The 16,259-nt window shown below is 73.1% G+C and carries 9 protein-coding genes; 5 read left to right on the forward strand and 4 right to left on the reverse strand.

Translation table 11 applies throughout. The features are described 5' to 3' along the window. Positions 1-8 precede the first annotated feature (8 nt). From KME80_RS32480 to KME80_RS32490, 3 genes are read right to left on the reverse strand one after another with little or no spacing between them, the layout of a single operon-like run. A complete protein-coding gene (locus KME80_RS32480; RefSeq protein ID WP_219510338.1) occupies positions 9-1,484 on the reverse strand; it encodes a glycoside hydrolase family 3 N-terminal domain-containing protein in 1,476 nt (491 codons plus the stop codon). Then, on the reverse strand, positions 1,481-2,407 hold the full coding sequence (locus tag KME80_RS32485; RefSeq protein WP_219510339.1) for a BadF/BadG/BcrA/BcrD ATPase family protein: 927 nt from the start codon (positions 2,405-2,407) through the stop codon (positions 1,481-1,483). The genes KME80_RS32480 and KME80_RS32485 overlap by 4 nt, the downstream gene beginning before the upstream one ends. Further along, positions 2,404-3,423, reverse strand: coding sequence for a hypothetical protein (locus tag KME80_RS32490; protein WP_219510340.1), 1,020 nt, complete (start codon positions 3,421-3,423; stop codon positions 2,404-2,406). The genes KME80_RS32485 and KME80_RS32490 overlap by 4 nt, the downstream gene beginning before the upstream one ends. Positions 3,424-3,490: 67 nt before the next feature. On the opposite strand from KME80_RS32490, the gene ngcE reads away from it, so the two are divergent. The 5 genes from ngcE to KME80_RS32515 all read left to right on the forward strand — a co-directional run bounded on the left by ngcE (position 3,491) and on the right by KME80_RS32515 (position 12,915). Beyond that, positions 3,491-4,882: an N-acetylglucosamine/diacetylchitobiose ABC transporter substrate-binding protein gene (gene ngcE / locus KME80_RS32495; protein WP_219510341.1), complete on the forward strand. Its 1,392-nt coding sequence runs from the start codon at positions 3,491-3,493 to the stop codon at positions 4,880-4,882. Positions 4,883-4,907: 25 nt separating this feature from the next. Further along, on the forward strand, positions 4,908-5,795 hold the full coding sequence (locus KME80_RS32500) for a carbohydrate ABC transporter permease (RefSeq protein ID WP_308126015.1): 888 nt from the start codon (positions 4,908-4,910) through the stop codon (positions 5,793-5,795). Beyond that, positions 5,795-6,655 carry a carbohydrate ABC transporter permease gene (locus tag KME80_RS32505; RefSeq protein WP_219510343.1) on the forward strand — a complete coding sequence of 287 codons (861 nt, stop codon included), beginning with the start codon at positions 5,795-5,797 and terminating at the stop codon, positions 6,653-6,655. The genes KME80_RS32500 and KME80_RS32505 overlap by 1 nt, the downstream gene beginning before the upstream one ends. A 192-nt stretch (positions 6,656-6,847) precedes the next feature. Continuing rightward, positions 6,848-12,085 carry a non-ribosomal peptide synthetase/MFS transporter gene (locus tag KME80_RS32510; RefSeq protein WP_219510344.1) on the forward strand — a complete coding sequence of 1,746 codons (5,238 nt, stop codon included), beginning with the start codon at positions 6,848-6,850 and terminating at the stop codon, positions 12,083-12,085. 359 nt (positions 12,086-12,444) lie between these two features. Further along, positions 12,445-12,915 carry a DoxX family membrane protein gene (locus KME80_RS32515; protein ID WP_219510345.1) on the forward strand — a complete coding sequence of 157 codons (471 nt, stop codon included), beginning with the start codon at positions 12,445-12,447 and terminating at the stop codon, positions 12,913-12,915. 273 nt (positions 12,916-13,188) lie between these two features. On the opposite strand, the gene KME80_RS32520 is transcribed toward KME80_RS32515, so the two are convergent. After that, on the reverse strand, positions 13,189-16,158 hold the full coding sequence (locus KME80_RS32520) for a hypothetical protein (RefSeq protein WP_219510346.1): 2,970 nt from the start codon (positions 16,156-16,158) through the stop codon (positions 13,189-13,191). Positions 16,159-16,259: the final 101 nt, after the last annotated feature.

Below are 16,259 nucleotides of genomic sequence, written 5' to 3' on the forward strand. Positions count from 1 at the left end.
AATCGGAGTCACGCCTGTCTTGTCAGGGCGCGTACGGCGGCGGCGGAACTCGCCCGGGAGGCGCCGAAGGTCCGGACCACGCCGGTGGCGCGCGGGTAGTCCGTCCCCGGGTAGCCCATGTCGACGACGACCAGGCGCGGCGCGTCCAGCCGGTCGAAGACCTCGGCGCTGGCGGGATGGCGGGGCAGGTCCCGTACGACGGCCACGACGACGTCGGACGGCCCGAGGCCCGGCAGGTCGGGCGGGTCGCTGATCGGCGGGGTCAGGACGTGGTCGGCGAACGCGACGCCGGCCGCGCGCAGCTCCGGCCCGATGCCCCACGGGACGGGCCCGGCCGCGATGGAGGTCCGGTCGTCGAACGTGACGACGTGCACAGTGCCGCCGGTGCTGCCCGCGATCGACGCGTCGCCCTCGACGGTGGTCGCCCCCCAGGCCGCCGCCAGCCCGGCCGCGCGCTCGGCGGCGGTGTCGGCGGCGCCGGGCACGCCGACCGTGCCGGGGTAGGCGCGGGCCATCGCGGCGACCCGCCGGTTGGCCTCCTCCAGCCGCTCGGCGGGCAGCTCGCCGGACCGCACGGCGGCGACGATCGCGTCGACGACGGCGGTGGTCGCCTCCTCGTACTGCTCGGCCCCGAGACACAGCACGTCGACGCCGGCGCGCAGCGCGCCCACGGCGGCGGCGGGCAGCGACGAGGCGTGGTTCAGCACGCCGTGCATCTCCAGCGCGTCGGAGATGACGACGCCGTCGTAGCCGATCTCGTCCCGCAGCAGGCGGCTGATCACGGCGGGGCTGAGCGTCGTGGGCGCCGAGGGGTCGAGGCAGTCGACCACCACGTGCGCGGTCATCATGCTCGCCACGCCGGAGGCGGCCGCGCTGACGAAGGTGCGCAGGTGCTCGTCGTCGAACTCGGCCCGCCCGGCGGTCACCCGGCCGAGCGACAGGTGCGAGTCCAGCAGCGAGCCGCCGAGCCCCGGGTAGTGCTTGACGCACGCCGCCACGCCCGCCTCCTGCAGGCCCTCGATCCAGGCGGCGGCGTGCTCGGCGTTGTCACGCGGGCTGCGGCCGTAGGAGCGGGTGGTCAGCGGGCTGAGCGGGTCGGTCACGTAGTCGCCGATCGGCGCCAGGTTGTAGTTGACGCCGAGGTCGCGCAGCTCGGCGCCGATGCCGCGGCCCACCGCCCGGGTGGCGTCCAGGTCGCCGTTCTCGCTCAGCACCCGGTTGCCGGGGTAGGGGCTGCCCTCGTCGTGGTGGATGCGGGTGACGTCGCCGCCCTCCTCGTCGATCCCCACGACGGCGTCCGGCCGGGCCTCGCGGATCTGCCGGACCAGCTCCGCCACCTGCTGCGGCGACACGATGTTGCGGCCGAACAGGATGACGCCCGCCATCCCCTCGCGCAGCCGGTCGAGCAGCCACGGCGGAGCGGTGGTGCCCTCGAACGCGGGCAGCACGGTGCCGAGGGCGAGTTGCCGCAGGTCTGATGTCATGCGAATTGCTCCTCATATGCCAGGTGGGCGAGCCGGACGGCCCCGAAGACCGGCTCGGTGCCGAGGACCGACAGCGGCAGCGTGACGCCCTGCTCGACCAGCGCTTCGGCGAACGCGGACCGGAACGACGGCTGCTTGACCATGACCGCGCCCGCGCCGACGACGGCGTCCGCGCGGACCCCGAGGCGCAGCGCGGCCGCGACGTTGCCGGCGAGCCGCTGGGCGTTGCCCACGATGGCCCGCCGCGCGCTGGGGGAGCCGGCCTCCGCGCACGCGAAGACGCTCTCGGCGAGCTCGCCCAGCTCCTCGCGCACGCCCTCCAGCGCTCCGGGGAGGCGGCGGTCCTCGATGACGTCGAACGCGCCGGCGACGAACGTGCGGAACACCCGGTCGCCCTCGCCGCGGTCCAGGCTCTCGGCGTACAGCCGCAGGGCGTCGATGACGATGCGCGGCGCGCTCCCGTGGTCGCCGAGCAGCCAGCCCCACCCGTCGGTGAGGATCGTGACGCCGTCGGGGGTCCGGCCGCCGACGACGGCCCCGGTTCCCGCGATCACCGACACGGCATGGTCGTACCCGCCTGCCAGGCCGACCAGCAGGGCGTCGTTGCAGACCCGTACGGTGACGTCGGGGCCGAACTCTGCGGCCACGGCGGCGTGCAGCTCCCTGGTCAGCGCCTCGGAGTCGCAGCCGCGGGCGCCGACGCCGACGGCGGCGAGCCGGTGGCTCGCGGGCGTCACCTGGCCGGTGGCGGCGTGGATCAGCGCGGCGCGCCCGGCCGTGGACAGGTCGTTCCAGTCGGTGTTGGGCAGGGTCTGACCGGCGAGGTGCTCGCCGGTGACGGCGTCCTCGACGTGGACGCGCAGGTACGAGCCGCCGATGTCGAGGCCCGCGACGCCGGGGCGCGGCTGGGGGGCCACGCTCACGCGGTCGTCTCCACCTTCGTGTCGAGGCGGGTGAACACCGCGTCCTCGGGGCGCCGGCCGGTGGCCGCGCAGGCCTCCTGGACGACCATCTGGCAGATGACGGTGGCCGCGATGGACAGCTCGGCGCCGCTCATCCCGGGCAGGTGGATCTGGTGCAGCGGGCCGGGGCCGTCGTAGGCGATCGGCTCGGCGCCGATGAGGTGCACGGTGGCGCCGTGGTCGGCGAGCTGGCGGGCGAGCAGCGCCTCGCTGCCGCAGTCGACGATCACGTGGACGGTGCCCGGCCGGGCGCTGTCCATGAATCCGTGCAGGTAGGAGCGGGTGTCGAAGCTGGAGGCAGGCAGTGCGACGCCTTCGCGGAACAGCAGCGAGGCGCCCTCGGCCGCCGCCAGCCCCGCTCCGGAGGAGACCACGTCGAGGTGGCCGGCGCGCACCAGGTCGGCGGCGATGCGCCCGGCTGCCGCGCGCTGCCCGTCGATCACCGCGGCCAGCCGCTCGCCGAACGAGCGCCAGCGCGGCTCGTCGACGCCGCCGGTCAGGTGCTCGGCCAGCATGGCCAGGGCGAGCGCGGTGGCCGTGTAGCCGACGGTGGACACGCGGGAGTCGGCGACGCCGCCCAGCCACAGGTGCCGGGGGGCCAGCTCGGACACCGGCGAGGGCGTCCGGTTGACGACGCTCATCCGCGACTCCTCGGGGGCCAGTGACAGCGCGCGCACGATCTCGACGCTGCGTCCCGACTGGGAGACCCCCAGGTACGTCGTCTCCGGGCGCACCTGGTCGGCGGTGAAATCGGCTCCAGTCAGCAGCTCGCACGCCACGCCGCGCGCGGTGAGCCCGGCGACCAGCACGTGCGCGGCGGCGCGGCTGGCCCCGATCGCGAAGGCGACGAGGCGGGTGACGTCGCCGTGACGGTCAAGCTGCCCCGGCAGAGCCCCGGCGAGGTCCGCCAACGACTCGGGCTGGCTGCGAAAGGCCTCGTCAAAGGAGTTCCACGGGAAAACTGTTGCTGTAGCCATGTTAGTAAGGTAGCTTACCTTACTCAGGATCGTCAAAGGAGTACGAATCCTGTGGAGGTGTACCCGAATGCATGATCGTCCGTCGCAGCCCCAGCCGACCCGCCGTTCGGTCCTGGCGTTCCTGGCGCTGTCCCCCGTCGCCGGCGCGCTCGCCGCCGGCTGTGCCACGTCCGGCGGAAAGCAGGCGCCCGCCGCGTCCCCGACGGGCCGTGCCGTCGCGGGCAATCCGTTCGGGGTGGCCGCCGGCACGCCCGTCGAGGTCGTGCTCTTCGACGGCGGCTACGGCCAGGCCTACATCAAGCTGCCCGTCGAGCTCTACCAGAAGAAGCATCCCAAGACCGAGGTCAAGCAGACCTCCACCCAGCAGATCCAGCAGACGCTGCAGCCGCGCTTCGTCGCCGGCAACCCGCCGGACGTCGTCAACAACTCCGGCTCCAACGCCATCGACTACGGCGCGCTCGTCGGCGACAAGGCCCTGCTGTCGCTGGCCCCGCTGCTGGACGCGCCCTCTTGGAGCGATCCAGCCGTGCCCGTGCGCGACACCCTGCGCCCCGGCGTGGTCGAGGTCGGCACGCACGACGGCCAGTTCGTCGTCCTCAACTACTCCTACGGCGCCTACGGTGCCTGGTACAGCGCCTCCCTGTTCGAGGAGAAGGGCTGGACCTACCCGCAGACCTGGGACGACTACCTCGGGCTGTGCGACAAGATGGCCACCGCCGGCATCGCCCCCTGGACCTACCCCGGCCAGTTCCCGTACTACATGTTCTGGTGGCTGGCCTCGATGATCTACAAGGTCGCGGGCAAGGAAGTCATCGACAAGATCAACAACTTCGAGAAGGACGCCTGGACCGACGAGCGGGCCGTCGCCGCGCTCAAGGCGTTCGAGGCCATCCCCACCAACGGCTGGGTGCTCAAGGGCAGCTCGGGCCTCAACCACACCGACGCCCAGATGCAGTTCCTCCAGGGCAAGGCCGGATTCGTCCCCGGCGGCTCCTGGCTGGAGAAGGAGATGGGCGACAGCGTCCCGGCCGGCTTCGACATGTCGATCTGCCGCGTCCCGTCGATCACCGACGCCGACGACCGGCCGTTCGGCGCCCTGTGCGCCAAGGCGGGCGAGCCGTACATCGTGCCGCGTGACGCCGCCAACTCCGCCGGCGGCCTGGAGTTCCTGCGCGCGATGCTCTCGAACGAGGGCGGCTCCAACTTCATCGCCCAGGCCGGCGCGCTCTCCTCCAACCGCAACGCCACGCTGCCCGCCGACGCCAAGCACGGCCTCGTCTCCATCAACGACGCGCTCAAGGAGGCCGGCGACAACATCTTCGGCCTGACCGTCGACACCCGTAACAGCCGCCTGTGGAACGACATCGCCAAGGTGATGGGCCGGTTCATGAACGGCGACGTGAAGGCCGACCAGCTCGCCAAGGAAGCGCAGCGCCTCACCGACGCGGCCCGGAACTGAGATGCGAAACCGGCACCAGCGCCGTGTGATCGTCGGCTTCCTCGCCGCGCCGCTCATCCTCTACACGGTGTTCGTGGCCTCGCCGTACGTGCAGGCGTTCTACATCGCCATCACCGACTGGCGGGGCCTGTCGGCCGAGTTCGACGTGATCGGCCTGGCCAACTTCGCCGAGCTCTTCGGCGACCCGGTCTTCTGGAAGGCGCTCGGCAACAACCTGATCCTCCTGATCACGCTGCCGCTCGTCACGATCGGGCTGGCGCTGTTCCTGGCGTTCATGCTGAACGCCGCGGGCGGCCCCCGCAGCGGGGAGATCCGCGGCGTCCGGGGCGCCACGTTCTACCGGGTCGTGTTCTTCTTCCCGTACGTGCTGTCGATCGCGATCATCGGCGTGCTGTGGATGAACATCTACAACCCGATCAACGGCCTGCTCAACGGCGGGCTGCGCGCGATCGGGCTCGGGCACGTGCAGCCGTCGTGGCTCGGCGACGAGAGACTGGCCTTCTGGGCGGTGCTCGCCGTCCTCGTCTGGAACGGCGTCGGCTTCTACGTCGTCCTGTTCACCGCCGGCCTCAAGGCGATCCCCGCGTCGCTGCTGGAGGCCGCGGTGCTCGACGGCGCCTCCAGGAGCCAGGTCTTCTTCCGCATCACCGTGCCGCTCATCTGGGAGAACATCCGCACAGCGGCCGTCTACCTGGGGATCGCCGCACTGGACGCGTTCGCCATCGTGCAGATCATGACCGGCGGCGGGCCGAACGACTCCACCCAGGTGGGCTCGTTCTACCTCTACCAGAACGCGTTCTCCTACGGCCGGTTCGGCTACGCCTCGGCGATGGGCGTCGTGCTCTTCGTCGTCACCCTGGCCCTGTCCGCCTTCACGCTCCGCGCGACCCGCCGAGAGAGGATCGAATTCTGATGGCCGCCACCGGTGCGCGCAGGCCGCGAGGCAGATCCGCGGGCCCGACGATCGCCGTCGCCCAGGCGTTCCTCGTCCTGTGGGCCGTCGTGTCGACCGTGCCGCTGATCTGGGCCGTCGTCAGCTCGCTCAAGAGCGACCCGGAGATCGTCGCCGACCCGTGGTCGCTCCCCGAGGCCCTGCGCTGGGACAACTTCGCCCGCGCCTGGGACACCGCCTCCATCGGCACGTACTTCGGCAACACCGTGATCGTCGTCGGCGGCGGCGTCGTGCTGACGCTGCTGCTGTCGGCCATGGGCGCCTACGTGTTCGCGCGCTTCGACTTCCGCGTCAAGGGCGTGCTCTACTACTTCTTCATCGCCGGGATGACGTTCCCCGTCTTCATGGCGCTCGTCCCGCTGTTCTTCGTCGTGCAGAACCTCGGGCTCGGCAATTCGCTGCCCGGCCTCATCCTCGTGTACGCCGCGTACTCGCTGCCGTTCTCGATGTTCTTCCTGGTGGCGTTCTTCCGCACGCTGCCCGAGGAGGTCGCGGAGGCGGCCAAGCTCGACGGGTGCGGCGAGGTGGCCACGTTCTTCCGGGTGATGCTGCCGATGGCCAAGCCGGGGCTCATCAGCGTCGGCATCTTCAACTTCATCGGCCAGTGGAACCAGTATCTGATCCCGTTGGTGCTGGTCAGCGACGACAGCAAGTTCGTCCTGTCGCAGGGGCTGGCCAACCTCGCGGTCGAGCAGGGCTATGCCGGTGACCGTTCGGGCCTGTTCGCGGGCCTGACGATCGCGATGGCGCCGATCCTGATCGTCTACGTCCTCCTCCAGCGGCGCATCCAGGCCGGCATGACCGCGGGGGCGCTCAAGTAGACAGCGATCTTGACTCGAAGGGTCCGATGTATTTGCCGTAGGAGTCAAGCTGGGACCCCACCCTGTCTGCTGCATCACCCTTGCGCATGCCGCTTCGTTGGTGCGAGACTGGCGATCATCTAAATAGAAAAGATTCTTTCCTATTAGAATCCGCTCTCTTATAGATCCCATGTCTTGGAGGCAGACAGCCCAATGACTACCGATCACGTGGTCGCGGGCCATACCCGCGTGCTGTCGTCCGGCCAGGAGCGGCTCTGGTTCCTGAACCAGCTCGACCCCGGCAACGCCTCCTACAACATGTTCGTCACCGAGCGCCTGCGCGGCCCGCTCGACGCCGGCGCGCTCGAACGCGCCCTCCTCGCCGTCGCCGCCCGGCACGAGGTGCTGCGCACCCGCTACGCCGACGAGGACGGCCGGCCGGTCGCGGTCGTCGACCCGCACCCGCGCGTCACCCTGACCCGGGTCGACCTGGCCGCCCCCGACGGCGAGGAACGCGCCGCCCGGCTGGTGGCCGAGTGGACCGGACGGCCGTTCGACCTGGTCGAGGACCAGCCGCTGCGGGCCGGCCTGATCCGGCTCGGCCCCGGCGAGCACGTGTTCGTCGTCGTGCTGCACCACATCGCCGCCGACGGCTGGTCGCTCGGCATCCTGCTGCGCGAGCTCACCCGCGCCTACAACGGCGAGCCGGCCCCGGCCCCGCTGACCCTGCAGTACGCCGACCACGCCCGCGAGCAGCGCGAACGGGACGCCACGCCGCCCCAGGCGCTGGTCGACAGGCTCAGGAACGCGCCCGCGCTGGAACTGCCCGCCGACCGGCCGCGCCCGCTCGTGAAGACCACCGCCGGCGACCGTGTCGTCACCACCCTGCCCGCCGGGATCAGTGACCGCATCGGCCTGCTGGCCAGGCGGGAGCGCTGCACGCTGTTCATGACGTTGCTCGCCGCGTTCCAGGCGCAGCTCTCCCGCTACAGCGGCCAGCAGGACGTGTGCGTGGGCACCCCGGTCTCCACCCGCGACAGCGAGGAGCTGGAGCCGCTGATCGGCTTCTTCCTCAACACGCTGGTGGTGCGCACCGACCTGTCCGGCGACCCCACCTTCCGCGAGCTCATGCACCGGGTGCGCGCCACGGCGATGGAGTCGCTGATGGCCTCCGACGTGCCGTTCGACCGGCTCGTCGACGCCCTCGACCTGCGCCGCGACCTCAGCCGCACGCCGCTGTTCCAGGCCGAGTTCGTCATGGGCGCCGAGACCGCCGGGCAGCTCGCGCTCGACGGCGTGACGGCCGAGCCCTACGACCCGGGGACCGCGCAGGCCAAGTTCGACCTGGCGCTGGAGGCGGCGCCCGGGGCCGACGGGCTGCGGCTCTTCCTCGTCTACAGCACCGACCTGTTCGACCGCGCCACCGCCGAGCGCTTCTCCGGCCACTTCGCCAACGTGCTGCGCCAGGTGGCCGACGACCCCGAGGTGCGGCTGTCGGAGCTCGAACTCGCCGGGCCGGGGGAGCTGGCCCTCCTCGACGCGTGGAGCCGGGCCGAACCGGTGCCGCCCCGGGCGCGCACGCTGCACGAGATGGTGGCCGCCACCGCCGCCGCCCGCCCGTCGCACCCCGCCATCGTCCAGGCCGGCCGCACGCTCACGTACGCCGAGCTCGACGGCCGCGCCGACCGGCTCGCCGCGCTGCTGCGCGAGGCCGGGGTGGGCATCGGCGACCGGGTGGCGATCTGCCTGGAGCAGTCGCCCGAGCTCGCCGTGGCCGTGCTCGGCGTGCTCAAGGCCGGAGCCGCGTACGTGCCCGTCGACCCCGAGCAGCCGGACGAGCGGCTGGCGTACCTGCTGACCGACTCGGGCGCGGCGGCGCTGGTCGCCGACACCCCGGTGGGCGGCTTCGCCGGGCCGCTGCTCGGCGTCCCGCAGGAGAGCGGCGAGCCGGTCGGGCCGTCGGCCGGGCCGGACGACCTGGCGTACGTGATCTACACCTCCGGGTCCACCGGGCGGCCGAAGGGCGTGGCCGTCCAGCACCAGCAGGTCCTCAACTACCTGTCCGACGTGCGCGAACGCTTCGGCGTCGTGGACGGGGCCAGGTTCGGGCTGCTGCAGTCGCTCTCGTTCGACTTCGGCGTCACGGTCTTCTACCTGGCGCTCATGACCGGCGGGACGCTGGAGCTGTACCCGTCGCGGATCTCCGGGGCCGAGTTCGCCGGCCACGGCCTGGACTACCTGAAGATGACCCCGTCCCACTTCGGCGCGCTGGCCGCCGAGGTGCCGCCGGAGGAGCTGCTGCCCCGCCGTACGATGATCTTCGGCGGCGAGGGGTCGAGCTGGCAGCAGACCAGGGAGCTCGCCGCGCTGGGCCGGTGCGAGATCGTCAACCACTACGGCCCGACCGAGACCACCGTGGGCGTCACCACCTACACGGTCAGGCCCGACGACGAGATCCGCGGCCCCGTCACGCCGATCGGCCGCCCGCTCGGGCACGCCCGCGTCCACGTGCTCGACGCCGCGATGCGGCAGGTGCCGATCGGCGTGCCCGGCGAGCTGTGCGTCGGCGGTGACCGGCTGGCCCGCGAGTACCTCGGCCGGCCGGACCTGACGGCCGAGAAGTTCGTGACCGTCCGGGGCGAGCGCCTCTACCGCACCGGCGACCTGGCCCGCTGGCTGCCGAGCGGCGACCTGGAGTTCCTGGGCCGCCGCGACCTCCAGGTGAAGATCCGCGGCTACCGGGTGGAGCTGGGCGAGATCGACGAGGCGCTGCGCAAGCTGCCCGGCGTCGCGCACGCGGTGGCCGACGCCCGGGGCGAGCCCGGCGCGCTGGAGCTGGTCGCGTACCTGGTGGCCGACGGCGAGCGGATACCGGTCGGCGAGCTGCGGCGGGCGCTGGGCGCCGCGCTGCCCGAGTACATGGTGCCGACCCGCTACGTGTGGCTGGACCGGCTGCCGCTGAAGTCGCACGGCAAGGTCGACCGGGCCGCGCTGCCCGAGCCGGAGGCCGAGCGCCCCGACCAGGGCGTGGCCTACGAGCCGCCGTCGGGGCCGGTCGAGGAGGTGATCGCGGCGGCCGTGGCCGACGTGCTCGGGCTGCCCCGGGTGGGCGCGCTCGACGACTTCTTCGACCTGGGCGGCCACTCGCTGCTGGCCACCCGCGTCGTCGCCAGGCTCCGCCGCGACCTGCCCGAGGAGTGCGCGCCGGTCAGCGTGATGGACCTGTTCCAGCATCCGACCGTGCGCAGGCTGGCCGCCGTGGCGGGCGAGCCGTCGGCCCGGCGCGGGCTGCTCTACCTGCTCACGCCGCCCGGCCCGGCCACGCGCACGCTCGTCTGCGTCCCGTACGGCGGAGGCAGCGCGGTCGTCTACCAGCCGCTGGCCGACGCCCTGCCGGAGGGCACGGCGCTGTACTCGGTGGCCGTGCCGGGCCACGACCTCGGCCTCGCCGAGGAGCCCAGGCCGCTGGCGCAGGTGGCCGCCGAGTGCGCGGCCGAGATCATGGAGAAGGTCGGCGGGCCGCTGTCGCTGTACGGGCACTGCGGGGTCGGCGGCGCGCTGACCGTGGCGATCGCCCGGCTGCTGGAGGAGGCAGGCCGCGAGATCGAGACCGTCTACCTGGGCGGGATCTTCCCGTTCGCCCGGCCGACGCGCGGGCTGCTCGGCCTGTGGGCGAAGCTCACCGGCAGCGACCGGTGGCGCAGCGACCGGGGCCAGCTCGCCTGGCTGACCTCGATGGGCGCCGACCTGGGCGAGCTCGACGAGGAGCAGCGGGCGTTCATCGTGCGCAACATGCGGCACGACGCGCGGCAGGCGGAGGAGTACTTCACCGGACTGCTGGACGCCGACGCCGCGCCGCTGCGGGCGCCGATCGTGTCGGTCGTGGGCGAGCAGGACCCGACGACGGAGTACTACGAGGAGCGCTACCGCGAGTGGCACTTCATGACCGGGCGCACGACGCTGGCGGTGATCAGCGAAGCCGGTCACTACTTCCTGAAATATCGGGCGGAGGAGCTGGCCGCGATCCTCTCCCGCGACCCGCTCACCCCCGGCGACAGCGGCCCCGGCTGGAGCGTCGAGGCCACCTCCACTCCCCGGGCCGCCTCCCCGGAGACCACAGCCGGACCCGAACCCAGCGTCGGACGCTTCCTGGCCGTGGCGCTCGGCCAGATGGTGACGATCACCGGCGCGACCATCACCGAGTTCGCCATCCCCATCTGGATCTACCTGAGCACCGGGCGGCTCGCGCAGATGGCGCTGATGACCGTGCTCGCCGTGATCCCCGGCGTGCTCGCCGCGCCGCTGGTCGGCGCCATCGTCGACCGGACCAGCAGGCGCAAGGTGATGCTCGCGAGCAGCCTCGCCGGCCTCGCCATCCAGGGCGCGGCGGCCGCCCTGCTGTTCACCGACGGGCTCGACACCTGGACCCTGTACCCGCTGCTCACCATGCTGTCGGTGGCGCTGGCCTTCCAGCGGGTCGCGTACTCGTCGGCCATCCCGCAGCTCGTGCCCAAGCGCTACCTCGGGCACGCCAACGGCGTCGCGCAGATGACGGCGGGCGTCGCCCAGTTCGTCGCCCCGCTGGCCGCGGTCGGGCTCATGTCCGTGATCGGGCTCGGCGGCATCCTCATCGCCGACATCATCGGCTACCTGGTCGCCGCCATCGTGCTGACCGTGGTGCGCTTCCCCGCCACGCTCGCCCACCAGCGCAGGGAATCGGTCGGCGCCGAGATCAAGGCCGGGTTCCGGCTGTCGATCGGCAACCGGGACTTCCGGGCGATGGTCGCGTTCTTCGCGCTGCTGGCCATCGTGCTGTCACCGGTCTTCATGCTCTACTCGCCGCTCGTGCTCTCCTTCTCCAGCCTGTCGCAGGTCGGCGTGATCGCGCTGTGCGGCGGCGCGGGCGCGGCGGCAGGCGGCCTGTGGATGAGCCTGTGGGGCGGCCCCCGCCGCCGGCGCATGATCGGCATGCTGCTGCTCACGCTGGTGATCGCGGTGTCCTGCGTGCTCGTCGGCCTGACCCGGTCGCTCGTGCTCATCGGCATCGGCGCGTTCGGTGTGTCGCTGGGGCTGGCGCTGGTCAACGGCGTGTACGCGACGATCATCCAGGTCAAGGTGCCCCAGCGCTACCACGGCAGGGTGTTCGCGCTCAACCAGATGGTGGCCTGGTCCACGATCCCGCTCGGCGTCGGCGTGCTGACGCCGCTCGCCGAACGGGCACTCGAACCGCTCATGCTCCCCGGCGGCGCCCTGGCCGGCACCGTCGGAGCCGTGATCGGCACCGGGCCGGGACGCGGCATCGCGCTGATCTACGTGATCTTCGGGCTGTTCATCGCGCTGCTGGTGGCAGGCGCGCTCCGGACCAGGGTGCTGTCCCGCTTCGACGACCACGTCCCCGACGCGACCCCCGACGACCTGATCGGCGTCGCCCGCCTCAAGCAGAGCGAATAGCGGCGACCGGCTCAGCGGGCGGCGTCGAGTACCGCCCGCTGCCCGGCCGTCAGCTCCAGGTCCACCGCGCCCAGACTTTCCTCCAACTGCTCCACCGAAGAGGCCCCGACCAGCGGGGCGGCACCCGCCAGCTCTCCAGGTCAACCACCGCCCGTTACGCCCGCCGTCGTACGGGCCCGTGCGCTCTGACGTGGCGCTCGTCCGTCCCTAGGGGCGATCCCCGAGGCCCACGGCGGTACGCGCCGGTCCCCGCGTACGTGCGACGGTGTAGGACGACTGCCTCCCGCGGGCCGACGTCACCGGACCTGGATTTCGCGACTCTGGATCCAACGCGGAACGACACCGACAGGGAGCGCGAGATGAACACCACCGTCACCCCCACCCAGACCATGATCACCGGGCTGGCCGGCTGGCTGTCCCGGCACAGCATCGACATCCTGCGGGTCAGCCTCGGCCTGGTGTTCGTGGCCTTCGGCACGCTCAAGTTCTTCCCAGGGGTCAGCCCGGCGGAGGCCTTGTCCGTGGCCACGCTGGAGAAGCTGTCGTTCGGCATGCTGTCCGGCTACGCGGCGCAGTTCGTCATCGCCGCCATGGAGGTCTTCATCGGGCTCACGCTGGTCACCGGCAAGTTCCTGAAGACCGGGCTCGTGGTGATGGCCGGCGCGCTGGCCGGCTTCTTCGCCCCGTACGCGCTGTTCTTCACGAACCTGTTCCCCGGGGCCCCCACGCTCGAGGCGCAGTACATCTTCAAGGACATCGTGCTCGCGGCGGCCGCCATGGTGATCGGCGCCCGCGCACTCGGCGCCCGCCTGGTCCCCGCCCGTGCATGACCAGCCCAGCCCCCGCCTCCCGGCTCTGCCCCGGGAGGCATCTCCATGCCCACCCCCGGGGCCCACACCTCACACCAGGCCCCGCCGGGCGGGTCGTGCCGGGCGGGTCGTGCCGGGTCGGTCGGGCCGGGTAGGTCGGGCTGGGCCAACCGCGCCGAGCTGTCGCGCGCGGGCTGGGCCGGTCGTGCCGGGCCGGTCGGGTGGGGGCGGCCGTGCCGGGCCGGTCGGGCGGGCGGAGTCGGCGCACCCGGCGGGGGCGGCCGCTCCAGCGGGTCAGGCCGGGGCGATCGCCTGGAGGAGGGCGCGGGCCTCGGCGACCGGGCGGGCGGCGCCCTTGCGGGCAGCCAGCTCGGCCAGCCCGGGAATGCCGACCCGCACTCCGGCCTGTGGGCCGACCCGCGCCCCGGCCAGGGCGGCGGCCTTGACCGCGACCGCGAGCAGGTCGGCAAGCACCGGACGGGCAGGCTCGCCGCCCCCCGGCAGCAGGGCGGGCAGCGCGGACGCCAGCATCGCCCACGTTTCGCCGTGCGCCCCCGACAGCGCGAGCTCCTCCAGCGCGGGCGCGACCCGCTTGAGCGTCACGGAGTCCAGCGCCACAAGCGTGGCCAGCGCCCAGCCGAGATCCCCGGCTGACAGCTCCCCACGCAGGGCGAGGATCTTCGCCGCGTCGATCGCGTGCACCCGTACGGCGGGCTGCTTGTGCCCCATGCCCAGCACGATCGCGGCGGCCGTGGCCCGCCCCACCGGGCCGTCCCCGTACGCCAGCGCGGGCAGCACGTCCACCTGGGCATTACGGTGGCGCAGGTCCACGGCGAAACACTCCAGCACGTGCGCGGCCAGCGCTTCCCGATGGGACGGCAGCACCGAGGGCCACCACGCCATCCGGTCCGAATGGCCGGCGAAGTATTCCCTGGGCTCCAGCGTGAACAGCTCGCGGATCCGCTCCGGCAGGCCAGGCGCCGGCGTCATACGGGCGTGCAGCTCGGTGACGGGGGCGTAGTTCTGGTAGCCGCCGAGGTTCCGCATCACGCTCGCCGGGCCGTACGCGATGACCGGATCGGCCACCCCGCCCGCCCGCAGCCACGCCGCCAGCCTCCGCCCCGCCGCCGACGTAAGCTCTTCCGCCCGGCCGAGCGCCACCGGGTCGACGGCCCGGGGCAGGCGGAGCAGCGCCTGGCAGAAGTCGAGAGGCAGCGGCTCGCGGTCACCCAGGAGTTCGAGCCGGTCGACGAGCGTTGCGGCGTCGAGGCGCCCCGTGCGCGCGGTCGGGGTGGCCAGCAGCAACGGGACGCTCCCACCCGCCTCGAACAGCGCCACGACCTCCCTGTAGCGGTCCCGGATGAACCAGTCGAGCACGGTCTCATAGGGAGGATTCCTCGCCAGGTAGTCGCTGATCTGGCGGGAGAGCACGGCGCTGTCCGACGGCGACACCACCGCGAGCGCGCACAGGGCCAGCAGCGAGTAAGGGTGGTAGCAGGTGCTCGGGTCAGCCCATAACGGGTAGCCGTGCTCGAAGCTGCTCCACCGCTCGTTCCGCCACGGCCGCAGCGCCTCGGCAGTGCCCTCGCGGTCACGGTGGACGTGCTCGACCAGCGCGGCGAGCATCAGCTCGTAGCGGATGGGGTCGTGCGGCCAGCTCATGGAGGACAGCGCGGCGGCCAGCTCCGCCGCCGAGCCGATCGGCCCCGGCATGCCCGGCAGCGCGGGCGCGGTCAACGGCGTGGTGACCGGGGCCTCGGGCGGCGCCGGCACGACCTCCCCGTAGGCGGCGGCGATCCGGGCCAGGGCCTCCGGCGGCAGGACCGCCGCCGCCTCCCGCACCGCCTCGCGGGCCGCCCGGCTCGCCTGCGGCGCCAGCTTGACCGCCAACCGCACCGCCCGATCCCGCAACGACGGCACCTCCACCCCGAAAACCAGCCCCAACGCCGCAACCGCCCCATCAACGCGGTTGGACGCTCCCTGGCCGCCCGCACCATCAACGCGACCGGACGCCCCCTCACCGGGCTGGCCCCCGACCGGATCGGAAGCGCCCTTGGCGGGCGGGCCGCTGACCAGGCCGGACGCGTCTTCGCCGCCCGCCTCATCGCCGTGACCGGCCGCCCTCTCACCGGGCTCGCCCCCGGCCAGGTCGGATGCCCCTTCGCCAGTCGGGCCCCCGACCAGGCCGGACGGGCCCTCGGCGGGCCGGCCGCTGACGCGGTCGGACGGGGCCTTCGGGCGTGGGGTGGCTGGGCGGGTGGGGGCGGACTGCGCTATCCACTGGAGCGCCGTCGTGACGTACTTCCGCTCCTGCCGGAACGCCAGCGCGCCGACCGCCTCGGCGAACAGCTCGTCGCCCAGCCCGCCCGCCTCGTCGGCGCGGCGCAGCTCGGCGGCGGCCAGCCGCACCAGCGGCGAGGCGGCGAACGGCAGCACCCGCACCAGGTCCACCACGGGAAGCTCCGCCACCTCCGGCCGCAGCTCCTCCCACAGGGCCACGAACGGCTCGACCTCCCGGGCGTCACCACCGTTGAGGAACTTCGACGCGCACCCGCCGATCAGCGCCTTCCGGTCCAGCCGCCCTTCGCCCGCCAGCCCGGCCAGCGCCCCGATCACCGTGGGGTGCTGGTACGCCGAGTTCCACGCCCGGTCGTGCGCCAGCGGCCGGGCGACGCCCTCGGCCTGGAACAGCCGGGGCACCATGAAGTCCAGCAGCGGATGGTCGCGCACCAGCTCGGCGCCCGCGCCCGTCCACAGCCTGTGGTGCAGGTGCCACACCCAGCCCGCCACGAACGCGTCGTTGTCGGGCGGCTCGATCCCCGTCTCGATCACCAGCGTGGCGGCCAGGTCCCAGCCGGGCTCGCCGTCCACCCGCCCCGCGAGCCCGCGACCGCCCGGACGGAGCCCGGCGGCCAGCCGGCTGGCCAGGTCGCGCCGCCACGGCTCCGGCCGGTCGCGGACCAGCCGCGAGATCCGCTCGGCGTCGGCCTTGGGCGACGGCACCGTACGCAGCTCGCGCCGGTCGAGCCAGGCGGCGACCTGGGCGGCCCCGCCCAGGCAGGCAGCCCCCGCCATGCGCAGGGAGGGAGCGGCGCCGGCGACCCCCCAGCGTGACTCGTCGCGCACCCGCGCGGCCAGGTAGCCGGGCAGCTCCGCGGCCACCGCCTTACGGTCGGCCGCCCCGAGCCCCACCAGGAACGCCACCAGCCCGTCCCCGCCGTCCCCGTTCTCGATCCGTCGCCGGATCTCCTCCCACGGACCCACGCCTCCACCTCCACCCGACCACGGCAAGCAACGCTCGAACGCTACCGACCCCCACCGACAACCAGGGGCCGACATCAGGAGGCCGGGGGAAGGCCCAGCGC

This window comes from Nonomuraea ceibae (assembly GCF_019396325.1).
Taxonomy (GTDB): Bacteria; Actinomycetota; Actinomycetes; order Streptosporangiales; family Streptosporangiaceae; genus Nonomuraea; species Nonomuraea ceibae.

Coding starts and splice junctions, on each gene's coding strand:
- KME80_RS32480 (WP_219510338.1), bottom strand. CDS start 1,484: ATGACATCAGACCTGCGGCAACTCGCCCTCGGCACCGTGCTGCCCGCG.
- KME80_RS32490 (WP_219510340.1), bottom strand. CDS start 3,423: ATGGCTACAGCAACAGTTTTCCCGTGGAACTCCTTTGACGAGGCCTTT.
- ngcE (WP_219510341.1), top strand. CDS start 3,491: ATGCATGATCGTCCGTCGCAGCCCCAGCCGACCCGCCGTTCGGTCCTG.
- KME80_RS32505 (WP_219510343.1), top strand. CDS start 5,795: ATGGCCGCCACCGGTGCGCGCAGGCCGCGAGGCAGATCCGCGGGCCCG.
- KME80_RS32510 (WP_219510344.1), top strand. CDS start 6,848: ATGACTACCGATCACGTGGTCGCGGGCCATACCCGCGTGCTGTCGTCC.
- KME80_RS32515 (WP_219510345.1), top strand. CDS start 12,445: ATGAACACCACCGTCACCCCCACCCAGACCATGATCACCGGGCTGGCC.